The organism is Metasolibacillus sp. FSL H7-0170, from assembly GCF_038593115.1.
Taxonomy (GTDB): domain Bacteria; phylum Bacillota; class Bacilli; order Bacillales_A; family Planococcaceae; genus Metasolibacillus; species Metasolibacillus fluoroglycofenilyticus.
In genome coordinates this window covers 3,557,398-3,580,883 of sequence record NZ_CP151964.1, presented here as the reverse complement: position 1 = coordinate 3,580,883, position 23,486 = coordinate 3,557,398, and the positions used below count along the sequence as shown (strand labels likewise).

The following is a 23,486-nucleotide window of genomic DNA, read 5'->3' as shown; positions in this document are numbered from 1 at the left end:
TCCTATCAAAATATTTTTAACTCATCAGCAGTTAGCATGTTTTCATATAGTAAATGATAAAAATCTTGTTTTTCCTCTATTGGAACACTTTGTACGATAGGTAGTAGACTTTCTAACCCTCGATAATAAGAATAAATAAAAGGCCCTCTAATAAAATCCTCAATAAACGATATTCTCGATTTAATCCAATTTTCTTGTCCAAAAGCTTGGCTGGCTAAATAATTAGCAACCTCTGATTTATCTAGCTGTAATTCATTTAATAGATAGCTTGCATTTAATGTCGTACACATCTTTAATTGCTGAGCTGTTTTTGCAATTTCATCATGTTCATTTTCATCCCAGCCTAAAAAGATTTGACCACAATCTGCAATTCCTTCAAAAATAGGGCTGGATGCAGAGTTTGTAATAACTAAGCTAGCATCTAATGGGATTTTTCCGCATTTGACAGCCTGTTCTCTTTTATACATATGTGTGAAATGCCCTGGAAACACTTCATGCGTCACTAAATGCTTTAAATCCTCATATGTGTAGTGATAGTCAGCATTAATAAGCATTTCGCGTGATTTATAATCTGCATATGCGGAAAATGGTACATCTTTTACAAGCTTTGGCTTTGCTTCAATGCTATGAATATCATCGAACATTTTGCGACTTACATCCTCTTTGGCGGTTTGTATTAAATTTGTTAAAACAGCTAGCATATCATCTGTTTCAACTTTTCTGTCTTCAAACCATTTTTTATACATTTGCTGCACTGTGCCGCTATAGCCTGCTGCTTTCAATTGGGCTTCAAGCCTTTGCTGAATTCTATTTATTTTCCACCCTGCTACAGGATTTGAGTCTACAAATAATAAGTTTCTTACTATGTTACGAAATGAATGCGCCTTGCCCTCTAAATAGCGAATATAGTACATCATTCCATTTATTTGCTTTGCCATATATTCACGTCTTAATTCATTTTGAATATTATTCAATCGACTATAAAGCGACCTATAATCCTCTAAAATATGTGCAAAGCTGCCGTATTGATAGACTTGTGATTCAACAAGCTGTACAGGTACTAGCCCCTCTGTTTTCAAAAAACCATTTTGGCTACTGTTTTGTGTTTTTTTATAAAACTCATCTAGACCTAATGTGATTTTCACGAATTCCTCTGATAATTCAAAATCCTCGTCGCAATAAGTGATGGTCATTTTAGTCATTTTCCTTCGACTCCATATTCCCAAGCATCCATCCATAATCACCCGAATTAACCGTTCCAACATAGCCACGCATTAATATCATCACATTTTTTTCAAATGGTGCTTTAATCGTTTCTAGTAGCTCAAATGTTTTAGGGTTATAAATTTCTGCAATTGTTTGCTGCCCTTCGATAATTTTATTTACATAGCTAAAATCAAAAGCGGGTACTAGCATCCCTCCCTGAGTTGGTCGGATACTAGCAATTTCAGTTAATACAACTTGATTTTCTACTGTTTTCAATTCCCCATCTATTACTTTTAAATAAACTAATTGATTAATAATTCCTTCTACACCACGTGCAATATCCTTTTCGTAGTTAGGTCCCCCACCAATTTCAATTGTGACAGAAGGTATATTTAATTCTGTCGTTACGGTAGCAGTTGTGCCTTCATAGCTTACTGCTGGTCTATATAAATAAGGAGATAAAAAGGCTTTTGATAAACCTTCATCATTATGAATGTAGACATAATCGACAATCGGGATTTTACCACCAGCATGAATATCAATAAATGCATCTATTTTTTCTAATATTTCCTTTGTAAACTTAAAAGCAAGTTGGTCTGTAATCCAGCCTTTTTCATCACCAGGGAAAACACGATTTAAATTATTCATATCGAGTGGTGTATTGCGTGTAACACTTTCAAATGCAAGTTGGTTAACGATTGGGATAAGCCATACTTGCCCCTTTAGCTCATAGTTCTCTAACTCCTTTGCTACACGGCGAATGATTTCTGCACCAATTAACTCATCTCCATGCACAGCACCAGAAATAGCAACAATTGGGCCTTCAACTGTACCTTTATATTTATGAACTCCAAATGTCACCTTCTCACCATTTGATAAATGTGTGATTTCGATTTCTTCATATGTTTTTTTCATTGCTATTCTCCTCTTCCATTTGTTATTTTTCTAGTTTATTGTCAGTTAAATCGCGAATGCCATCACCTAATAGGTTGAAGCCTAACACTGTAATGATAATAGCTAATCCCGGATACAATGACAGATGGGCTGTTTCGCGAATATATTTCATTCCAAATGCCAACGTCCAACCCCAGCTGGCTTCAGGTGGTTCTATACCTAAACCTAAAAAACTAAGAGTAGCTTCAGATACAATAGCAACACCTAAGCCTAAAGTAGCTATTACAATAATTGATGACATTGTATTAGGTAAAATATTGTAAAAAATAATTCTAAAATTGGATGACCCAATTGTTTTAGCAGCCTGTACAAATTCTTCTTCTTTAATCGAGAGGACATTCCCCCTCACAACTCGAGCATAATTTGTCCAATAAACGAGTCCAATTGCTATAATTACGTTTTCAATACCTGGTCCTAATGCAGCGACTAATGCAATTGCTAAAAGCACTACAGGAAACGACAGGAAAATATCAACAATTCTCATAAAGAAGGCATCAATCCAGCCACCATAATAACCTGCTATCAAGCCAATCGCTACTCCAATTAGCATCGAAATAGCTACTGAACTTATGCCAACGATTAATGATACTCTCGCACCGTAAATAATTCGTGTTAATAAATCTCTGCCATATTGATCTGTTCCAAGAAGATGACCTTTTTCTCCTGGCTTCAATAATATTTCATTCATATTCATTTCATATGGATCATGTGTAGCTATCAAAGGAGCAAAAATTGCACATAGCACTAGCAATATAACGATTGTGCCCCCAATTACTATGGACTTATTTTTTAAAATTCTCTTTATGTCAACGCCATTCAAAATTGTTCCCTCCTTTATGAACGGATCCGAGGATTGATTAGGGTATAAAGTACATCTACGATTAAGTTAATAATTGCGAATAAAAACGCAATGACCAATACACCGCCTTGTACGACCGTAAAATCTCGTTGACTTATCGCTGTAATAATAAGCCGTCCTACCCCTGGCCATGCAAAAATCGTTTCTGTTACGATTGCGCCCCCTAGCAAATTACCAAATTGTAAGCCAATAATTGTGACAATAGGGATTAAAGCGTTTCTAAATGCATGTTTTAAAATAATAATGCTGTCTGAAACCCCTTTTGCATCTGCGGTGCGAACATAGTCCATCTGTAATACTTCCAGCATCGCAGCTCGCACCATCCTAGTAATAAAAGCAGCGCTCATTAAGCCAAGTGCGAGAGCAGGTAAAATTAAATACTTCAAGCTTTCAAAAATATAATATAAATTGCCCGTCGTTATTGTTTTTAGCAATGCCTCAACAACTGGGTCCCCCCTGCCGAACGAAGGAAGTATATTCAGGTGAATAGAAAAGCCTAATATCAATAATAAACCTAGCCAAAACACCGGCATCGACACTCCGATTTGAGCGAAAATCATTCCTAAATAATCAATCCAAGTGCCCCTTTTCACTGCTGATAAAATTCCTATCGGTATTGCGATAAGTAGCGCTATAATTAACGCTACTATCGCTAGTTCTAACGTTGCAGGAAGGGTAGATAAAACAATGTCCACTACCGACTCATTTTGAATATAGGATTTTCCTAAATCCCCTTGAACAACGCCAGCTATATACTTCGTTAGCTGCTCTAAATAGCTAGCATTGAGCCCCATTTGTTCTTTAAAACGATTAATTTCCTCTTGTGTCGCATCTTGTCCTAATAAAGTAACAGCTGGGTCACCGGGAATTAAATAAAGCAGGGAAAATACTAAAATTGTTATACCTAGTAGTACTAAAATAAGCTGCAGAAGCTTGTTCATTATTTTTTTCATATTTATTCCCTCTCCTCTGCAGTAAAATTAATTTTCAACTTGTACATTAACCATGCTATAGAAGCTTCCATTTGGTGAAGATTCAAAGCCAATTAATTTCTTCGAATGAATAACAACATAGCCTTGATATAGTAAAACGTTATAAGCTACTTCTTCATTAACAATTGTTGCGACTTCTTTATAAATCTCTTTTCGTTTCGCTTGCTCGCTATTTTCTCGACCTTCTTCTAGTAATGCATCGACTTTAGGATTATTATATTTCCCATAGTTGTTACCACTTGATGAATGGAATTGATTGTACGTAGCACGGTCAGGGTCAAATAAATTTAACCAACCTAATAAAGCAACTTCATATTTACCTTCCATCATATTATTGCTAAATGTTGACCATTCTGTAGTTGTTACCCTTGTTTTAATGCCGTTTTTAGAAAATTCATTTTGCAAATACTCCACTACTTGAATTCGATTTGGGTCCTCCGTATGCGTAGCAAGCTCAATTTCTAAATTAACGCCATTTTTATCAACAATGCCATCACCATTTGTATCCTCATAACCCGCTTCTTTTAATAATTCCTTCGCTTTTTCCGGGCTATATTCAAAATCGGGTACATCATCGCTATATGCCCAAGATGATGGCACTAATGGTGATTTTGCAGGCTTGTCCATTCCACGATAAATCGCCGATGAAATCGTTTCTTTATCAATAAGATGTGAGATAGCTTGTCTAACTTTCAAATCAGCTGTTTTTTCATTTTTCATATTAAAGTTTAAATAAGTGTAGCCAACGCCTTCTTTTTCTTCAGTAATGAAATCATTATTCCCTCTCATGCGCTCGACATCGGATGCTGAAAGCGGCGAGTGAATAAAATCTATATCCCCCGATTCTAGTGAGGCTACTCGAGTAGAGTTATCAGGAATAATAAAGTAAGTTAATTTTTCTGTTTTAGGTGTGCCAGCGTAATATTCTTTATTCGCTGTTAAAACAATTTTGCTATTTTTATCCCAGCTATCGAATTTATATGGACCTGTACCAATAGGCTTCGTAATTAATGATTCACTATCCACTTCAGCAATATGTTTTGGCACAATGCCTATTTCTAAATAACTAAGTAATGGTGCGTAGGCTTGTGATAAATTAAATTGCACCTTATAATCATCTACTATTTCAACTGATTTAATCGGTGAAAATAACGCTAAAGAATTTGATTGGAAGGCTGGGTCAAGAATTGTATCAAATGTATATTTCACATCTTCGGCTGTTAATACTTCACCATCATGGAACTTCACGCCTTCTCTTAAATTAAAAATCCATGTTAGCTCATCAGGATTTTCCCAACTTTCAGCTAAATCTGGTGTTGGCTCTAAATTTGTATTCAGACGAATTAAACCGTTATATACAACTTCAGTTACACGCTTACTAGATGAGTCGCTTGCTAATCTAGTATCTAATTTTGTTGCATCGACATCTAAACCAATTTTTATTTCATTTTTAAAGCTAGTTCCCCCATTTTCTGAAGAAGTATTTTCTTCAGGATTACTAAAGCTACATGCTGCTAATACAGCAACTGCAAATAACATCACAAACAATAATTTAACTTTCTCTTTCATCATTTTTCCCCCTTAATAATTAATATTTAGCCATTCATTCGAAAGATTGCTTAGTTTTTTTGCTCTTTCATGTTGAACGTGTACAACGTCTTCAATTCGCAGTCCGAACTGCCCTTCAATATAAATACCTGGGCCAATTGTTACAACCATTCCCTCTTGAAATACATCATTTGAAAAGTGATTAATATATGGGTACTCATACGCTGCTAGACCAATTCCATGCCCTAGATTATGCGTATAATAATCTAGCAAATTTCTCTTTTTTAACTCTCCTCTAACAAATAAATCTACTTCTTTAATGCCTAAACCCGGCTTTATCATGTCAATCACCGTAGATTGTATCTCCTTCAAAATATCGAAATATTCCGTTATTTTAGCATCTAACAACTCACCACATTTCATCATCCTCGTCATATCTGAACGGTACCCATTATATTTGCAGCCAATATCAATCAAAATAGATTCCCCTTCTTGAATCCCTACTTCCCTTGACAGGTGATGCGGATTTACCGTATTTCTCCCTGTTGCTACAATCGGATTGAAATTTAACTGATGAACATTTGATTGTGCAAATAAAGTAATAATTTGATGCTTAATAGATAGTTCAGTTGCAGGTAAATGAATAAGCTCCTGCAATTGACAAAAAACAGCATCCGTTATTAAAGTCGCTTGGCTTAAACAATCAATTTCTTTTTCATCCTTAATAATTCTCATATCCTCAATGTAGCTAGTAATGGATAGTTGTAAATCAGAGCGTTTAGTCTGCAAATATAAATAATCATGTAAGCTAAGACCACAATCAAAAAACACTTTTTGATTTAATGATATATGCTTGCTTAACTGCTCAACTCCCTCCTCACTATCTAAGTAATAAATAATATTTATATTGCTTATTTTTAGCGGATGTTGTTTATACAGCTCATTAATAAATAACTCAAACGTATCATCCGGCTTTAACAACAAATAATAGGGTCTTGAAGAAAAAGACATATCTTCACCCGTAAGATATTGGATATTTTCGGCTGAACAAACGATGGTGCAAGTTTTAGAAAATATAAGCTTTTCATAAATTTGATTCATTCTAATTTCGTGTCTCATAACATCCTCCTTTAAAATAAAAAAAACAGAATTAATATACGCACCATTAAATAATCATAACGATACGAATATTATTTCTGTTTGGGTTTGAAAAATGAATTCATAGAAGGGTTACTTCTAGAAGGTTTTCCAAGCAAATCGAAATAGCTGTATTTAATTTTAACTCGCATTAAGCCTCCCACTTAAAAACTTAAGTGAAAATAGGTTAAAGGCTAAGTGGCAGTTCAACTGCCCGTAAAAGCCCGATTGGTTCAACTAACAATCCGTGCGGGATGAGAAACGCCCCGACTGATTGAAGTTTCACTTTATAATATCAGAATAGTCTGAACTCAATTAATTGTCAACTTTTATTTTATTTTTATAAATTAAAAATTGATTATATGCATCTCGAATCGCTACCGAAACCGCTTTCTTTCCTAGGGCAAAATAGCGATTTTCAAATTGTTCGATTTGTTCCTCTAAACCTAATTTCATATCATGCCCAACAAATATGGATTGAAGAAAATCGGAGCACATGGAAGTGACAAATGTGGAAGAAACATTTATTATACGATCAGTTTCTGAATCAATTTCAAAGCCAATTCCCATTACTCCGTATAAATTCTTAGCAGCCATTCCCTCCGGTAAACGAGCATAGCCTGTACAAATAATCGTTGTAGATCGCATACTCCTTCCCCTCTCTAACTATTTCAATATATTTTAATAACAATATTCTGAAAAGTCAATCAGTCGGGAAATCCTAAATATAACCGAGTTACCATAATTTATTTGTACATTAAAACTTACGTTATTAAGGTAAAATTCACCTTCGAATAAAGTGAACCTTCAATCAGAGGGGGGTTTCGCACGTCCCCCACTTAAACATCTCGATTTTATCTGCTGTTTTGAAGTGGGGGTCTGTGCTCCTGCGGTTACTCGTCGCAAACAAATTTGTTAATACGGGATAAACGATATCGCCTTTGAAATATGAATTAAAATTCTTCTTCCTCTTTGCCATACGTTCTTTTCCAATAGCTTTATGTTGCTGCAGATGCAGCCGCTGCATTATCTGCCTTTACACAATCAATCGCTACAACGAGCGCAATGATTAACTTCTCCAATTGCTCATCTAAAACTTCCACCTTATAGCTATCCCCCCATGTAAACCATTCTTTATTCACTTTTCCAACAACTTCTCCATGCTTAAATATAGAAAAATTCATATCGAACCAATTGCCCCGCACCTCAATTCCTTCCGCTACAATGGAATAACGTGCTTTTAAAAAACTGAATTCTTTTTTAATTCGCACCATTTCTCGTCCATCTACTTCAACAAAAAATGTTGGTAAAAAGCTAAAAACCTTTTTCGTAATAATTGCTACCTCAGCTCGTGATGAATTAAATATCGTAAACGTTTTTGGAATTTGGAGAAAGCTTCCCTCAACAAAGTACACATCTTCTCCCTGTGCATTTTTCACTGTAAACTTCCCACTCAAGCTAAATACTTTTTGTTTAATATAGAGCTGGTTCATATCTGTTCCCCCCTGTTCCGTATTAACTAATATATACGTTTTTCGTCTTCCAATAGATTCATTCATTTACTCTATCATATGTAAGCTGTTGAAAAACAAGCATGCTTCCGTTTTTCAACAGCTATAAGCAGCATTTATAAACTGCGCGTAGCCATTCTTTCGCAATCTGGTAATGTGGATAAATCAATCCCCTTCATCGGTGTACCTAAATCTTTTGATAAGCGAGCAATCAGGTCGTAATCTCGAAAATTAGCCGTTGCTTGCACGATTGCCTTTGCAATGAGCTCTGGCTTCTCTGACTTAAAAATTCCTGAGCCAACAAATACACCATCTGCACCTAGCTCCATCATGAGTGCTGCGTCTGCCGGTGTTGCTATACCACCTGCTGCATAATTTATTACAGGCAAACGCTTCGCCTCTTTAATTGCAAGCAACACCTCATAAGGAGCACCAAGCTTTCTAGCCTCTGTCATTAATTCTGCTCGGTCCATATGAATTATTTTTTGCATTTGTGCATTTACTTCACGTAAATGGCGTACTGCTTCAACAATATTTCCTGTACCCGGTTCACCTTTTGTTCGTAGCATTTTTGCCCCTTCACCGATACGTCTTGCTGCCTCCCCAAGATTGCGTGCACCACAAACGAATGGTACTTTAAATTCACTTTTTAATAAATGAAACTCTTCATCTGCTGGTGTTAGAACTTCACTTTCATCGATAAAATCAATATTCATCGCCTCTAGTACACGCGCCTCCGTAATATGACCGATGCGTACCTTTGCCATAACGGGAATGGAAACAGCAGCCTGCACCTCCTCTACAATGCGTGGGTCTGCCATACGTGCAACACCACCAGCTGCACGAATATCTGATGGTACACGCTCTAAAGCCATAACGGCTACAGCTCCGGAAGCTTCTGCAATTTTCGCTTGCTCCGCATTTATAACATCCATAATTACACCACTATATTTCATCATTTTTATCTTCCTCCTTTTCCTAATTTTAGGTTAGCATATTTTGACCACTTCAAAATATCCAGTTTTGTATTTTTTTATAGTGTCAGGAAAAAATCATTTGAAAGAACTTTCAGAAAACTCATTGCACTCTCTTATTGTTTATGTTAAATTGAAGTCTATACTTCAGTTTATTGAAAATGAAGGAGTGACTTCTTTCGATGTCAATTAAAAAGAGAATTGAGCAGCATTTTAATGCATTATCAAAATCACAGCAAAAAGTGGCAAATTTCGTACTAAATAACCCTACTTTCATTAGTATGCATTCTGCAGCCGAAGTTGGAAAAAAGGCTGGTGCAAGCGAAACAACCGTAATACGTTTTTGCTATTCACTTGGTCTTGATGGCTATGTACAGCTCCAAAAAGAATGGACAAAATATTTACTTGAACATAAGACGAATAGTACATTAGGCAATTATGTAACATCTAAAGAGGCACTTGTGAATGAGCAGCTTTGTGAGAAAGTGATGGGACAAATAAGCAAGCAAATTGCAAATGTCGCTAACGAAATTGACCCTCAGCAATTCCACGAAGCAACCAAAAAAATTCATGAAGCTAATACTATTTATTTAATTGGGGCTGGTGCCTCTGCCTTCGCTGCCCAATGGCTACAGTTCACACTCAATATGCTACGCCCAAATGTGAAGCTCGTTCAAACTGATACGAGTACACTTATTCGAACATTGCAGGAAGTCGATGAAACAGCAATTGCCATCGTTATTTCCTTACACCGTTATTATAAAGAGCCCCTCCAAATTGCCGAGCAGTTTCAGAAACGAGGTGCTTATATAGTGGCTATTACTGATACGAACGTCGCACCGATTCATCAATATGTACATGATGCATTTGTTTTACAACAGGTAGAGCTTTCGACAATTGATTTAATGCCTGTGCTGATGGCATTTCTCAATACGCTAGTTGCTGGCATGATGTCTCACGATATACCATACTATAATCAGCAACGAGTCAATTATGATGATTTTCAAAATAGCTTTTTAGCAAATAGATGGAGTTGATTACTATGACAGTACAAACAATTACAGAACAAATGGAAAAAGTATTTATTCATTTACATGCAAATCCAGAAATTAGCTGGCAAGAAGTTGAAACAACTGCTTACATAGCACAGTTTTTAACAGAAGAAGGCTTACAGCCACAAACCTTCGATAATATGACGGGACTTTATGTTGACATTGGTCAAGGCATTCCTAGAGTCGGCTTTCGCACCGACATAGATGCTCTTTGGCAGGAGGTTAACGGCGAGTTTAAAGCAAATCATTCTTGTGGACATGACGGTCATATGACGATAGCTATTGGCGTAGCATTATTATTAAACAAGCTAAAAGACACTTTACCTAGCGCAGTTCGTATCATCTTCCAACCTGCTGAGGAGAAAGGACAAGGAGCCAAAGCGATAATAGAACAAGGAATTACCGAGCCTCTTCAATATTTATTCGGCACACATGTAAGACCATTAGTTGAAATTCCAGATGGTGTTCATGCACCAGCACTTTATCACGGGGCTGCCAAAATGTTTACAGGCACAATTACAGGTATTGAAGCACATGGTGCTCGCCCCGAGCAAGGGATTAACGCAATCGAGGTAGCGGCTGCTCTTGTCGATGCAATTAAGCGTCATTGGATTAGTCCTACACAATCAGCATCAATTAAAATGACACAGCTTCAAGCAGGCGGTTCATCAGCAAACATTATTCCTGGTACTGCAACATTTAGTATTGATGCGCGGGCGCAAACCAATGACACAATGGAGGCACTGACAGATGGCTTCAATAAAGCTGTCACAGCAATCAGCACACTTTATGGCGCAAAAATTGAAACAAACTGTGCCGCTCATATCGTTGCAGCACAAGTGAACGATGAGGCGAAAGCGATTATGAAGCAAGCAATTATCAAAACAGTTGGTGAAGAAAATTGCGCTAGCGATGTTATTACGCCCGGCGGTGAGGATTTCCATTATTACGCTTACAAGCAGCCGCATTTAAAAACAACAATGCTTGGCTTGGGCTGTGGTGTGACGCCTGGTCTCCACCATCCGCTCATGACCTTTAATAAAGAACGTCTATATGTGGGAGCCGAAATTATTACGAAAGCTTTATTATTAGCCTTACAGCAAGTAGAAAGAAGCGGACAATCATGATTTTGATTAAAGAATTAACAACGATTGAAGAAATGGAGCTCGTCCAGCAGCTAGAGTATAAAGTATGGGGAATCTCCCCTATTCCAACACACCAAACATTTACAGCTGTTAAAAATGGAGGGATTATCGTTGGGGCTTTTGATATGGAGCGATTAATTGGCTTTAGCTATGGCTTTGCAGGTATGAAAAATGGGAAAAGCTATTTATGCTCACATATGCTCGGCATTGATGATGCCTATCGCTCTCAGCAAATTGGTGAGCGTCTAAAGCTAGCACAGCGTGAGATAGCTATCAAAAAAGGCTATGATTTAATGACTTGGACATACGATCCTCTTGAAACACGTAATGGCTTTTTAAATTTATCGAAGCTTAACGGTATTTGCGATACGTATATTGAAAATTGCTATGGTGAAATGCAGGATGGCTTTAATAAAGGATTGCCCTCTGACCGTTTCGAGGTGCATTGGCATTTAACGAGCAATTATGTAGTGGAGAAGCATCAACCTTTAGTGCTGGAAACTATTCCTCTTGGCGAAATCTTAATTGATGAACATAGGTTGCCAGCATTACAAGTGATTGAGCTAGGACATTATGATGCTGTGAGTTATTCTTTACCTGTCCCACAGGATTTTCAAATGTTAAAAAAGCAAAGCAACGAGCTTGCATTGCATTGGCGACTCGCCACACGCAAAATATTTCAAGGTTTATTTGCGGCAGGCTATACGGCAGTTCGCATAGAAAAACAGCCAAAATGGAATGAATACATTTTCGTAAAAAAAGCAACTTTAGCACTGGAGGAAGCATAAATGAAGATTATTGAAATGACGATACGCCATTTACAAATGGAATTAAAATCACCGTTTACAACGAGTTTTGGCACATTTACAACGAAAAACTTTTTACTTTTAGAGGCTAAGGATGAGGCGGGTACAATCGGTTGGGGTGAATCTGTTGCCTTCGACTCCCCTTGGTATAACGAAGAGACGCTTAAAACGAATTGGCATATGCTAGAGGATTTTTTAATTCCTCTAATTTTAAATAAAGACATCGCTCACCCAGATGAAGTCAGTGAAATTTTTGCACCAATCCGTAAAAACAATATGGCAAAATCGACGATTGAAGGTGCTGTTTGGGATATTTACGCACAGCAAACAAAACAATCATTAGCACAGGCTCTTGGTGGTACGAGAGATAAAATCGAAGTGGGCATCAGTATCGGCATTCAAAATTCAATTGAAGAACTTGTTGAATTAGTAGACGGCTACGTGAAGGAAGGTTATAAGCGGATTAAAGTGAAGGTGAAACCAGGCTGGGATGTAGAGGTAATGCGTACTTTGCGCGAAACATTCCCCCATGTGGCAATTATGGCTGATGCCAACTCAGCATATCGTTTAGAGGATGCTGAATTATTAAAGCAACTGGATGAATTCAATTTAACAATGATTGAGCAACCTTTAGCTTCAGATGATATTATTGACCATGCGAAATTACAGGAGCAACTAACAACACCAATTTGCTTAGATGAAAGCATTCATTCACTTGAAGATGCACGTAAAGCTGTGGAACTAGGCTCTACTAAAATTATCAACATAAAAATCGGTCGTGTTGGCGGCTTAACAGAAGCCAAAAAAATTCATGATTATTGCGCAACGGCAGGCATTCCTGTATGGTGTGGTGGCATGCTAGAATCTGGCGTAGGTCGCGCACATAATGTGGCTCTAACAGCACTTTCGAACTTCACCCTGCCTGGTGACACAGCAAGCTCAAGCCGCTATTGGGAAAAGGATATTATTGAACCCGAGGTTGTCGCTGAAAACGGCTATATCCAAATACCTCAAACAGTAGGTATTGGTTATGAGGTAAATAGAGAAACAGTGGATGCTTACACGATAGCGTCAAAAATTTACCGTTAACTATTCATTGTGAAAGGGAGCTGTCCAAAAAGCCGTGCATAGCTGGCATTTTGGACAGTAGCGATGATGCTTCGCAAAATGTTGATTCCTATAAACAGAAAACGCCTCTTTTAAAAATGGGATGAACATTGGCTTTAGCAGCGCTATCCTTCAGTAAAAGGGAAGCGATGAAAACATTGATTTCAATGCGGTGGCAAAACAAAATAAACTTTTCGGACAGCTCCCGCTATTGTTTATTGAAATATGTCTTATTTCGAAAACAAATAAATTTTTTATCAGGTTGAAAATACTCCGTATAAAGACTTTGCTTTAACATACAATCGTATAAGCAAAACTGTATTTTGTTAGCTTAGGAAGGTTTTTTACTTTCCAAACAGCCTATAAAAAATCCATTTAGTGAAACTAGCAATCTGTGAAAATTCCTATTCGCTGTTGATTCACTTTATATGGCATATGAAAAGTCGGAATTTTTAAAAAATATAAGTGAAGGTGAAAAAATGAGAAAAAGTTTACAAATTGGTGGCGCATTCGTTGGCTTAATTGTTGGTGCAGGCTTTGCCTCAGGGCAAGAAATTATGCAATTTTTTACGAGCTTTGGCTTAGTTGGGATTGTGGGGGCACTACTCGCCACTTTTGCCTTTTCATTTTTAGGTATGACATTGGCTCAGCTTGGCTCACAGCTTCAAACTACCTCACATAAAGGTGTTATTTACTATATGGGCGGGCGCTATATTGGGCTTGCACTTGATTTTTTAATTACCTTCTTTTTATTTGGTGTAGCCGTTGTTATGTTTGCTGGCTCTGGAGCAACATTCCAGCAAATGTTTGGCATCCCTACAGCCATTGGTAGCATTATTATGGTTGTATTGACAATCGCTACGTTGCTATTAAATGTTAAAAATATCATTAATGTTATTGCCATTTTAACTCCTTATTTAATGGCTGTTATTTTCATTATTTTAATCTACTCTTTATTTACGATGGACCTATCTTTGTCAGAAGCAAATCAAATAGCAAAGGAACAAGCATCTGCGAGCTCCAATTGGTTTGTCAGCGCATTGCTATACGTTTCATATAATCTTGCGGCAGGTGCTGCTATGTTAATCGTTATGGGTGGTACTGTCAAAGACCGTAAAGTGGCGGGAATGGGCGGGATTTTAGGTGGTATTATGCTCGGCTTTCTAATTATTTTAATTAATGTCACTATGTTTGTGAAAATAGACATTGTTGCAGGTGTTGATATGCCCACACTAGCATTAGCGAAACAAATCCATCCATTTATCGGTATCTTAATGGCAGTCGCACTACTGGGCATGATGTATAACACTGCTGTCGGTATGTTTTATGCATTTACAGTGCGCTTTATTGCACCTGACCATCAAATGTTTAAACCAGCAGTTGTTCTTGTTGGTACTGCCGGCTTTGTGGCAAGCTTTATTGGTTTTACAAACTTAGTAAGTAAAGTATATGCTACAATGGGCTATCTAGGATTCGTCCTTATTCTTGTCATTATTTTTGCATGGTTACGGAAAGATAGGAAGGGTCTAGCAAATTAAAAATAGATTAATTCGAGAAGGGGTGGAGGGGCGTCTGGGAAGCAGGTAATGCACTGCTCTTCGGACGTTTTCGATGATACATAAGCAAAGTAAAGTAAAATAGCATAAAAGTACAATTAAACTTACAAAACAAGAAGCTATCTTTTCAGTAGCTTCTCGTTTTATTTGCGGCTTGTCCTGATTTATTTGGACTTTCCTCTATCAGCTCTTCGCCTCTATTATTTGATGAATCTGATTAATCGAATGACGTGCTGCAGATTTTCCAGCAGATATACAAAAGGCTAATTCCTTACCAAATCTTATTTGATTAAAGCCTAGGTCTGGGCGAATAATAACATCCGCTAATTGTAGCTCCTCTTTTACAAGCTTGGCACTCATCATATCAATCGTATTCATCAATGAATCAACAATATGTCTTGACGTCCCTTTAGCAAAGGATTCTGCGCAAATGTTGACACCAATCACAATATCTGCCCCCATACTTTTAACAAGTGCAGCTGGGACAGGATGAACAACTGCACCATCTACCAGTATTCTACCTTCATATTGAACAGGTCGCATCACTGCTGGAATACAAGAGCTCGCTCTTAACGCATGGGCTAAAGAGCCTTTTTTCATAATATGTGCCTCTCCAGTTAAGGCATCTGAGGCAACAGCAGCAAATGGAATAGGCAAATCTTCAATCATTCGCTGCCCGATATGCTGCTCAATAAATTGAATTACGGGTGTATTGTCAACAAAGGAGCGTAGCGACATCGCCGGACGTACTAATTGTCCCCATGTCACCTTTGACAAAATCTTTTTCATATCTGCCACAGAGGCTCCTGCTGCATATCCTCCCCCTACAATCGCCCCAACGCTCGTTCCAGCTATAATATCAATAGGTATCCCAGCTTCTTCTAGCACTTGCAATACACCGATATGCGCTTGCCCTCTTGCAGCGCCACTTCCTAAGGCCACCCCAATTTTCGGTCTTTCTCCTGGTTTACGATTTGTAGCAAAACGCAGATGCTTACTATAAATTGTTCTTCCCTCACTTAATACAAATGCTTTTTGTATTACCGCTTTTAATTCTTCCACATTGTTGCGCACAAACGGATATAGCTTTAACAGACGAATTGCCTCTTCTGAAATCGAATATTCTCGATTAACGCCCATTTTCTCTGCATAATATTTGGCTAGTAATGGAATATCCCCCACTCGATTACGTAAAGGTGGAATAGCAATTTCTATTGCCGTGCGTAGTATTAGCTTTTTCGTTGATATAAAAACAATCCTTGTTTGTTGCTCAAGCTTAGTCAATTCCTTTATTGCATTACTATCGAGTATTTCTGCATTTTCAACTACAAGTGTTCCTCCCTGCGCCAGTCGAGATTTTTCCCGCCATTCTTTCAATGTGAAATGCTGCGCATCAATTAAAATAAACGGATAATTCCTATATGTTGATAAATCATGTAAATGTTTAGCAACACTTAATTTTTCTGTTCCAGGCTCACCTATACATATGACCGGCATTGTTTGCTGCGAAGCAGCAATAATTTTTTTGCGTAGCTTCACCATTAAATCCGTTTCCCCAATCAATGCATCATATTTCTCCTGCACCTCATGCTCATGATGCTTAAGTAGCAATAAACTTTTCGTATGTTCCTCCACAACACGCTCATTAGAATTTTGAATACGCGTTACCATAGATTCAATAATTTGCAGTCTAAATGCAGCATTTTGGTCCATTAACAACATCATTCCGTCACGATTTAAACTCACAGTTTGTACCTCATCTATCGCTTCAACATGTGCACTGACAGGGTCGTTCGTTAAACAAGACATTTCACCAAAAAATTGGCCCTCACTTAAAATAGCAAGCTCAATCTTTCTTTCCTGTGCAATAAAAACACGTACTTTTCCTGAAACGATAATATGAATCACCTGAGATACTTGCCCTTTTTCTAAAATTAGTTGCCCTTTTAAAAAAATATTCCTCTGCAAGTCAAGGTTCGATTGCTCTAGTTTCCTCATTATTTCTTCATTAATTAATGGATGTATTTCTTCTGATAACAAATTATTCCCCCCTAACTAGCTATTTCAATAATTATTTTCTGACGTTCCGCCCATAGGAACATAAAAGCAAAGTTATCTAGAAAATATTGCGCTTTCTGGACAGCCCAATCAAAGGACCTTTGCTTTTCATTTATCCTATGTGCCATCACACTCCCTGTGGTGGTGGGATATTCTCTCCTGGTGGTTGCTCCTCATATGGTGGTTCTTCTTCATACGGAGGACCTTCCTCCTCATTTGGTGGTTCTTCTTCATACGGAGGGTCCTCTTCCTCATTTGGAGGATTTTCTTCGTATGGAGGGGCTTCCTCCTCATTTGGTGGCTCTTCTTCATACGGAGGGTCTTCCTCCTCATTTGGTGGCTCTTCTTCATACGGAGGGTCTTCCTCCTCATTTGGTGGCTCTTCTTCATACGGAGGGTCTTCCTCCTCATTTGGTGACTCTTCCTCATACGAAGGGTCTTCTTCTTCATATGGAGGATTTTCTTCGTACGGGGGGTCCTCTTCCTCATTTGGAGGATCTTGCTCGTACGGAGGGTCTTCTTCCTCATTTGGAGGATCTTCTTTGTACGGAGGGTCCTCCTCGTACGTTAGTTCTTCTTCATATGATGATGGTTCTCCCTCTACTAGCGGTAAATCCTCCTCGCTTGTATGCTGTTCCTCATTTGGCAATTGTTCTTCTACTAGCGGTTGTTCTTCAATCGGCAGATTCTCTTCTACTAATGGAAGCTCTTCCTCATTCAATGGCGATTCTTCTTCATTTGACGACAGCTCTTCGTCTAATAAAGGTAATGCTTGCTCCCCTACAGCCTGCACATTAAATAGGCTGTTTTGTTCTGACAAGCTATTATTTTGTACACTCCCTCGAACAGGAGCGCTATTGATAAACGTTTGTGAACTATTCTCTTGTTGACTTGTCGTATTTTCATTACTTTGTACTGGCAATTGTGCAGCCACAATTTGTATATCTTCATTAGCACTACTTATAATTTCCATATCAAACTTCTGAACTTGCTCCATGTCTAAATCGACAATCTCAATTTCCCCATCATAGCCGATAAATACACTTTTATTAAGTGGCACTAATAAAATGCGATTTTCACCAGTTACCACTTCAACCTGACCTTCCAATACACCAACCCATGTGCCAGTCGAATCATAATAAACGAAAAATTCAGTACCCATTACACCCATAATGGCATTCGGTGTCTCAATATTAAATCTGGAGTCTCCCTTTAATTTTTCGTTGATTTTAATTTTTACTTTTCCTTCTCGCAAATATAAATAAGTTTTACCAGCTCCAGCATTCAAGCTTGTCACAAGCTGCGTAAAAGAAATATCAGTGCTTGGTGCAATTGAAATTTCCTTATTGTTATCAATAGCTAATTCCGCACGTCCATCGACGCCAGTCATGAGCGTGTCTCCCTCGGTAAAGGCCATATTCGCAAACACCTTCAATATTTTATCTTCCGTCTCTTTTTTCACTTCAACTAACCCACTGATTGACAAAACTTTCCCAACTACTTTTGTTTCTTTATTAACAAATAGATAGGCAAATAGTGAAAGGAAAACAATACTGGTAACTGCAACAACGATAATCACCATTTTTTTATTCATCCCTTTACCTCCACTAGCTCATAAATAGTAATACCTTCCATCTTTCCTTTTACATGAATTTCACCTAATGGTTTCACTACAACTTGTTCCTTCACTTGTTCATATACTTTATCACTCATAATAATTTGACCAGACTTCGCATTGCTTTCAAGACGGGCAGCCGTGTTGACTGTATCGCCAATTGCTGTATAATCCATGCGCGTTTTTGAGCCGATATTGCCGACAACTGCGGGCCCTGTATGAATGCCGATACCAAACTTTACACTTTTTCCATAGCGCTCCATTAGCTTATCCTCAAGGACTGCTGCACCCTCTTTCATTGCCCATGCTGTTTTCACAGCCTGTAACTCATGATTTTCCAATGGTAAAGGTGCATTAAAAATGGCCATTGTCGCATCACCAATAAATTTATCTAGTGTGCCACCATAGTCAAAAATACAGTTCGCAGTTAAGTTTAAATATTCATTCAAAATTCCGACAATCTCTTCTGGCTCAACGCTTTCAGACAATGTTGTAAAGCCTCGAATATCAACGAAAATAACAGTAATATCCTTTCTACTTCCACCTAATTTTAGGCCATCTTCCCCACTCTCTAAAATTTCTGAAACTACTTGTGGTGCGACATAGCGACCAAAAATAGATGTAATGCGCTTGCGTTCCATTTGCTCAGTAAAATAATTAAAGCCAACTGAGCTAATATAGGCAATAATGAACAACATTAAAATATAAACAAGAGAGATAATCCAGCCTTTGTCATATAAAATTTTACCACTGAACAACACAATCCCTGTGGTTAAAACGAATAATAGCAACGACAATAGTGAGGAGCGTATTTTGCAAATAATGTAGGCGAGACTAGCCGCTATGAATAATAGCGCCATATTCCATTGCCAAGCAAACTCTTTTTTGAAATTACCTTCCAATAAATTTTGAATAATATTGGCATGAATCTCCACACCGTACATATGCTGTTTTTGACTCATTGGCGTTAAAAAATCATCCTTAATGCCAACTGTATATGGACCAATTAAAGCGATACGATTTTCAAAGTAAGCTGGAGGAACATCCCCATTTAACACCATTGTATAAGGGATTACTTCGAATTCATTTGGCTTTCCTGCATACTCAATATGAAATTGTTGAAACTCATTTAATGCTTTATCATCAATGACTAAAGCTTGATTTTGCTGCTCTAAATATTTTTTTGCAATCACTGCCGAAAAACTCGGTATAATTTCCCCTTGATAAGAAAATTGTAATAACGCCTTTCGAACAACCCCATCTTGGTCTGGAATCGTATTTAAATGTCCTAAGCCACTAGCTGCTTCCTTTAATGCAGGAAAGGGCTCTGCTAGTGCAACGCTTTCTATCATGCCTGTTGTCGCATAGTTATCAAACTGCCCATAACGAGCGAGCACGACATTATTCTTTGCGGTAATTTCTTCAATAAGACGCTCGTCCTCTTTAGCATCATTTGCTGGTGAGGGGAAGGTAATATCAAAGCCAATCACCGCTACATTTCCTTCATTTAAAATCTGTACTAATCGCGCATGAACATCACGTTTCCAAGGCCAATGTCCAATTTGCTGCAAGCTGGCATCGTCAATAGCAATAATAGAAATACGTGAATCAACAGCTCTTCCATCCTGCAACCATATATCTTGTAGCTTTAGTTCAAGATCTTTTAAACTTTCTTTATAAAGCAAAAAACTTAATATAACCGTGATGGCTATTATGATATAACTTAATTTTATTTTCATCTCCATCTCCTATGAAATTTTTTCTGACATAAAAAGCATAAAAATAACAAGTTGTAAAATATGAATCAATTGGTCTATAAATAATCCCATCCTCATTGGGTCTAGATTTTTATAAACTCCAATTGACCTTGCCTTTAAAAAGTCTGCTACAGCATGTACAGTAAATAAAATAAATACATCTGAAAGTTCCACTGAATAACCTATTAAATATGCGGCAATTAAAACCGTTCCAGTCCAAATACCTGCATGGCTACATAAAACAATAAAGTTTTTGCCTTTCATCGTCGCTAGAAATTCCCCTTGCAGAGGGTAGTCAGCTAATAAATGTGCAAATACTAATATTAAAAAGTCCAACACACACCTCCAACTATTATGGCTTCTTACCTGTGCTATTCTACTTGCTAGCAACATTCTAAGCCCTCTATTTAGTCAAAAAGTAAGTCATCAAAATTAATATAACTTCACAAGGTTAAAATTAGGTTAAAAAAAATGATTATTAGAATTTTTTTTAAAAGTTGAGGAATATTTTCGTCATCTAATCTATGTAAACCACACTCTAACAAAGTTAAATGCTATTTTTTTGAATTAATGATTTTGAATTATTCGCTGTTATGTTAAAGTAAAAGTAATTATTGCCATTGTATTAATTAGACCTGGGGGAATTATTATGAAAATAATCGAAGCACTTGCAATGTCAGCACCTTATATCCACCTTGCACTAAAAGAAGAAGCAATTGTAGCTGTTTGTCGAAAAGAAGATAACAAAATTATTAAATATTTAGCTGGTAAGCAAGTGGACACTGGTTATAAAGACGGAGATCAAATTAACCCGAATGATGAAAATGTATTTATCGCCTTCAATGGAAAAAATGCAAACGTCATTATTCCGGAGGATGTATATGGTGTTGCGGTAAATGCTTTTTCATTCCCAATTCATGAAAATAATAAAGTAGTAGGAGCGCTTGCTTTCGGCTTGCCTATTGCAAATGCCATTAAGCTTGAGAAATATATGGAGCAAATGAATAGCATTGTTTCGGGGTTGCAGGACAAAGTACATACAATCGCTTCTCACTCTGAGGAATTGGCTGCAACAAGTGAGGAGATTAATCGTCAAGCTCAGCACGCATTAGAGGATGCTGAAAAGACAAATACAATTACAGACTTAATCAAAAATATTTCGCGTCAAACAAACTTGCTTGGCTTAAATGCCTCAATCGAAGCAGCGCGCGCAGGTCAACACGGTGCTGGCTTTAATATTGTAGCGCAAGAAGTTCGTAAAATGTCGCAAGAAACATCAAGTGCAACTGAAAATATTGAAGGTTCATTAAAAAATATTAACCGCAATTTAGAAAATTTAAAGCAAAACATGGGACAAGTAAATGAGGCAACAAATGAACAGGCTCAGTTAGTCCATGATTTCAGCGAAATTATCGAAGAATTAACCGTTCTCAGCCACGATATGAAAGCATTTATGCAAAGTACGTTTAAATAATAAACGAAAAGCGACTGTCCCCTTGTTCCAAGGTGATTAGCCGCTTTTTTTATTCACTCGTTATGATTTTTTTCGGGTGTTTCTTTTTTGAACAAAACTTCTTGCAATGTGAAAGATTTGTCCAAATATTAAAAAGACACTAATTGCAATACCACCAATGGCTAAAATAAACGCCATCCATTCAAATAATGTAAAGCCTAAAATACTAGACCATTTAAGCGGCTCGTCTAATTCTTCAATAACTAAATTCATCCCATAAATGCCTGAAATCATACTAAAAATCGTTAAAATAAATAATAATTGATTTAGTCTATCTGCTGCACGATCCTCCTGTACACGATAGAGCTCTTCCAATGTTTCTTTAATTTCACGATACTGTATGTCGATGCGAAAGACCTCACGAAAATAATGAGTTAGTTCATGACCTTCTGCGCGCATAGATACTTCTGTAAAATAATAGCGAGAAGCAAATTTCGTAATTTGCTCAATTAATTGTTCAACGATATGTTTATTTCTTGAATACTTTAACTCACTATTTTCAAAAGTTAATTTCAGAAGCGTTAATTTATAAAAATAATGAATGATGACAATATAGTAAATAATACTGTGAAATTGCGCTATCATTTGTTTCGTAAATTGACTATTTTGATTTGAAATATGCATGTGACTCTGTAATGTTGTTAGCATATAATAATGAGGTGCATACCTATCATAGCTATGCTTTTTCACAAATCGTTGAATATAGTCATGGTTACTAGTAAACATATATTGTTGACCATTCTTATCATATCCATTTAATTGTCCTGCCCTAAACAAAAATTCCTCACTGATTTCCTCCCCTTCTTCTAGCTGAATAAATGCACTTACATACATACGCTCATCCTCGAAAAAGGGAATTGTCGTCTGCAAATGTGTATAATCGACAAAAAAATCATTTAAAAATGGAGCAAGTAATTGAAAAATCATTTGTTCTGTATTTTCAAAAGACCATTTATCCAACTGTAAACTTGCTCCGCAATCCTCTTCGACTTTCGGGTTCAGTACACGAAAATAATGAGCAAATGATAAAGCACTCTGAATGTCTTTTACATTATGCAGTTGTATTCGAATAGACATAATACCAACACTAAAAGGACATAGCATTATATCTACACTATGAATTGTATACTTAATATTTTCAAAGCCTGTTATCATTTCTCCATCCAACTGAAATAATTTTGTATAGCGATTAAAATATATAATGGAAGTTTGCTCATTTAATAATTTTTCTTCGATAAAAGGATAAAAAAATTGCTTTAACGCTTCCCTCGAATCATCAACATTTTTTCCGTAATATTTTTGACTTTCTGGGTCGTTCTGCATTTTGAAGTGATAATATTGCTGCTCCTTCAACTTTTTCTCAAATCGGCGAAAATCATATTGCCTATAATTGAAAGGGTAATAAAAAATAAAATGTGTATTGTCGCATACCATAAAAGTCGCCTCCTACTGTTATATAGCCAAATAGCTCAAAAAACTAACATAAAGTGAAACTTCAATCAGTGAGGTTTTTCCTCCCCCCACTAATTGTTAGTTGAACCAATCGAGCTCTTACAGAATAAAGTGGCGACTTTTTTACACCTTTTCAGTAAAGTATTTTTCATACGCGCGTATCGCATTAAATAGAACGTATTATCTCTTCTCATATGACTAACGCAGAAGCGAAGCTTTTTAGCAAAAACTTAGGCTGGAATTG

The 23,486-nt window shown here is 37.1% G+C and carries 20 protein-coding genes; 6 read left to right on the top strand and 14 right to left on the bottom strand.

What is annotated here, in order from left to right:
* Positions 1-5 precede the first annotated feature (5 nt).
* The 9 genes from MHH70_RS16725 to pdxS all read right to left on the bottom strand — a co-directional run bounded on the left by MHH70_RS16725 (position 6) and on the right by pdxS (position 9,190).
* Entirely contained in the window at positions 6-1,202 is a 1,197-nt protein-coding gene (locus tag MHH70_RS16725; RefSeq protein ID WP_107943189.1) for a hypothetical protein, read from the bottom strand.
* Positions 1,195-2,121 (bottom strand): M14 family metallopeptidase, encoded by a 927-nt coding sequence (locus tag MHH70_RS16720; RefSeq protein ID WP_107943190.1) that lies wholly within the window; start codon positions 2,119-2,121, stop codon positions 1,195-1,197. The genes MHH70_RS16725 and MHH70_RS16720 overlap by 8 nt, the downstream gene beginning before the upstream one ends.
* 22 nt (positions 2,122-2,143) lie before the next feature.
* Positions 2,144-2,980 carry a nickel transporter permease gene (gene nikC, locus MHH70_RS16715; protein WP_066166800.1) on the bottom strand — a complete coding sequence of 279 codons (837 nt, stop codon included), beginning with the start codon at positions 2,978-2,980 and terminating at the stop codon, positions 2,144-2,146.
* 14 nt (positions 2,981-2,994) lie between these two features.
* Positions 2,995-3,972, bottom strand: coding sequence for an ABC transporter permease (locus tag MHH70_RS16710; protein WP_107943191.1), 978 nt, complete (start codon positions 3,970-3,972; stop codon positions 2,995-2,997).
* A 27-nt stretch (positions 3,973-3,999) separates the two neighbouring features.
* Complete coding sequence (locus MHH70_RS16705; RefSeq protein ID WP_082799030.1) at positions 4,000-5,583, bottom strand: ABC transporter substrate-binding protein; 1,584 nt, start codon at positions 5,581-5,583, stop codon at positions 4,000-4,002.
* Positions 5,584-5,592: 9 nt separating this feature from the next.
* Positions 5,593-6,678 carry a Xaa-Pro peptidase family protein gene (locus MHH70_RS16700; RefSeq protein ID WP_342472043.1) on the bottom strand — a complete coding sequence of 362 codons (1,086 nt, stop codon included), beginning with the start codon at positions 6,676-6,678 and terminating at the stop codon, positions 5,593-5,595.
* 333 nt (positions 6,679-7,011) lie between these two features.
* Complete coding sequence (locus tag MHH70_RS16695) at positions 7,012-7,344, bottom strand: DUF3870 domain-containing protein (RefSeq protein WP_066166812.1); 333 nt, start codon at positions 7,342-7,344, stop codon at positions 7,012-7,014.
* Positions 7,345-7,694: 350 nt separating this feature from the next.
* A complete protein-coding gene (locus tag MHH70_RS16690; RefSeq protein ID WP_342472042.1) occupies positions 7,695-8,189 on the bottom strand; it encodes an LURP-one-related family protein in 495 nt (164 codons plus the stop codon).
* Positions 8,190-8,323: 134 nt separating this feature from the next.
* Positions 8,324-9,190, bottom strand: a complete 867-nt coding sequence (gene pdxS / locus MHH70_RS16685; protein WP_342473225.1) for a pyridoxal 5'-phosphate synthase lyase subunit PdxS — start codon at positions 9,188-9,190, stop codon at positions 8,324-8,326.
* 173 nt (positions 9,191-9,363) lie between these two features.
* On the opposite strand from pdxS, the gene MHH70_RS16680 reads away from it, so the two are divergent.
* From MHH70_RS16680 to MHH70_RS16660, 5 genes are all read left to right on the top strand, one after another.
* On the top strand, positions 9,364-10,218 hold the full coding sequence (locus MHH70_RS16680; protein ID WP_107943195.1) for a MurR/RpiR family transcriptional regulator: 855 nt from the start codon (positions 9,364-9,366) through the stop codon (positions 10,216-10,218).
* Positions 10,219-10,223: 5 nt separating this feature from the next.
* Entirely contained in the window at positions 10,224-11,360 is a 1,137-nt protein-coding gene (locus MHH70_RS16675; protein ID WP_342472041.1) for an amidohydrolase, read from the top strand.
* Complete coding sequence (locus tag MHH70_RS16670; RefSeq protein ID WP_107943197.1) at positions 11,357-12,166, top strand: GNAT family N-acetyltransferase; 810 nt, start codon at positions 11,357-11,359, stop codon at positions 12,164-12,166. The genes MHH70_RS16675 and MHH70_RS16670 overlap by 4 nt, the downstream gene beginning before the upstream one ends.
* The gene (menC, locus tag MHH70_RS16665) at positions 12,167-13,273 is read left to right on the top strand and encodes an o-succinylbenzoate synthase (protein WP_107943198.1); all 1,107 of its coding nucleotides are present in this window, start codon (positions 12,167-12,169) and stop codon (positions 13,271-13,273) included.
* A 497-nt stretch (positions 13,274-13,770) separates the two neighbouring features.
* Positions 13,771-14,829: a hypothetical protein gene (locus tag MHH70_RS16660; protein ID WP_066167432.1), complete on the top strand. Its 1,059-nt coding sequence runs from the start codon at positions 13,771-13,773 to the stop codon at positions 14,827-14,829.
* Positions 14,830-15,030: 201 nt separating this feature from the next.
* Here the strand turns inward: MHH70_RS16660 and MHH70_RS16655 are convergent, their stop codons facing one another.
* The 4 genes from MHH70_RS16655 to MHH70_RS16640 all read right to left on the bottom strand — a co-directional run bounded on the left by MHH70_RS16655 (position 15,031) and on the right by MHH70_RS16640 (position 20,613).
* On the bottom strand, positions 15,031-16,887 hold the full coding sequence (locus tag MHH70_RS16655) for a patatin-like phospholipase family protein (RefSeq protein ID WP_342472040.1): 1,857 nt from the start codon (positions 16,885-16,887) through the stop codon (positions 15,031-15,033).
* 145 nt (positions 16,888-17,032) lie between these two features.
* Complete coding sequence (locus MHH70_RS16650) at positions 17,033-18,499, bottom strand: FecR family protein (RefSeq protein ID WP_342472039.1); 1,467 nt, start codon at positions 18,497-18,499, stop codon at positions 17,033-17,035.
* Positions 18,496-20,259 carry an adenylate/guanylate cyclase domain-containing protein gene (locus tag MHH70_RS16645; protein WP_342472038.1) on the bottom strand — a complete coding sequence of 588 codons (1,764 nt, stop codon included), beginning with the start codon at positions 20,257-20,259 and terminating at the stop codon, positions 18,496-18,498. The genes MHH70_RS16650 and MHH70_RS16645 overlap by 4 nt, the downstream gene beginning before the upstream one ends.
* 9 nt (positions 20,260-20,268) lie before the next feature.
* Positions 20,269-20,613, bottom strand: a complete 345-nt coding sequence (locus MHH70_RS16640) for a DUF3307 domain-containing protein (RefSeq protein WP_066166839.1) — start codon at positions 20,611-20,613, stop codon at positions 20,269-20,271.
* A 313-nt stretch (positions 20,614-20,926) separates the two neighbouring features.
* On the opposite strand from MHH70_RS16640, the gene MHH70_RS16635 reads away from it, so the two are divergent.
* Positions 20,927-21,751 carry a methyl-accepting chemotaxis protein gene (locus tag MHH70_RS16635; RefSeq protein ID WP_066166844.1) on the top strand — a complete coding sequence of 275 codons (825 nt, stop codon included), beginning with the start codon at positions 20,927-20,929 and terminating at the stop codon, positions 21,749-21,751.
* A 60-nt stretch (positions 21,752-21,811) separates the two neighbouring features.
* Here the strand turns inward: MHH70_RS16635 and MHH70_RS16630 are convergent, their stop codons facing one another.
* The gene (locus tag MHH70_RS16630) at positions 21,812-23,224 is read right to left on the bottom strand and encodes a sugar phosphate isomerase (protein ID WP_342472037.1); all 1,413 of its coding nucleotides are present in this window, start codon (positions 23,222-23,224) and stop codon (positions 21,812-21,814) included.
* Between the last annotated feature and the right edge of the window lie 262 nt (positions 23,225-23,486).

Bases quoted from the DNA above. Each gene is read 5' to 3' on its own strand.
- MHH70_RS16725 (WP_107943189.1), bottom strand. From the start codon at position 1,202: ATGACTAAAATGACCATCACTTATTGCGACGAGGATTTTGAATTATCA.
- MHH70_RS16720 (WP_107943190.1), bottom strand. From the start codon at position 2,121: ATGAAAAAAACATATGAAGAAATCGAAATCACACATTTATCAAATGGT.
- MHH70_RS16710 (WP_107943191.1), bottom strand. From the start codon at position 3,972: ATGAAAAAAATAATGAACAAGCTTCTGCAGCTTATTTTAGTACTACTA.
- MHH70_RS16705 (WP_082799030.1), bottom strand. From the start codon at position 5,583: ATGATGAAAGAGAAAGTTAAATTATTGTTTGTGATGTTATTTGCAGTT.
- MHH70_RS16700 (WP_342472043.1), bottom strand. From the start codon at position 6,678: ATGAGACACGAAATTAGAATGAATCAAATTTATGAAAAGCTTATATTT.
- MHH70_RS16695 (WP_066166812.1), bottom strand. From the start codon at position 7,344: ATGCGATCTACAACGATTATTTGTACAGGCTATGCTCGTTTACCGGAG.
- MHH70_RS16690 (WP_342472042.1), bottom strand. From the start codon at position 8,189: ATGAACCAGCTCTATATTAAACAAAAAGTATTTAGCTTGAGTGGGAAG.
- MHH70_RS16680 (WP_107943195.1), top strand. From the start codon at position 9,364: ATGTCAATTAAAAAGAGAATTGAGCAGCATTTTAATGCATTATCAAAA.
- MHH70_RS16675 (WP_342472041.1), top strand. From the start codon at position 10,224: ATGACAGTACAAACAATTACAGAACAAATGGAAAAAGTATTTATTCAT.
- MHH70_RS16670 (WP_107943197.1), top strand. From the start codon at position 11,357: ATGATTTTGATTAAAGAATTAACAACGATTGAAGAAATGGAGCTCGTC.
- menC (WP_107943198.1), top strand. From the start codon at position 12,167: ATGAAGATTATTGAAATGACGATACGCCATTTACAAATGGAATTAAAA.
- MHH70_RS16660 (WP_066167432.1), top strand. From the start codon at position 13,771: ATGAGAAAAAGTTTACAAATTGGTGGCGCATTCGTTGGCTTAATTGTT.
- MHH70_RS16650 (WP_342472039.1), bottom strand. From the start codon at position 18,499: ATGAATAAAAAAATGGTGATTATCGTTGTTGCAGTTACCAGTATTGTT.
- MHH70_RS16645 (WP_342472038.1), bottom strand. From the start codon at position 20,259: ATGAAAATAAAATTAAGTTATATCATAATAGCCATCACGGTTATATTA.
- MHH70_RS16635 (WP_066166844.1), top strand. From the start codon at position 20,927: ATGAAAATAATCGAAGCACTTGCAATGTCAGCACCTTATATCCACCTT.
- MHH70_RS16630 (WP_342472037.1), bottom strand. From the start codon at position 23,224: ATGGTATGCGACAATACACATTTTATTTTTTATTACCCTTTCAATTAT.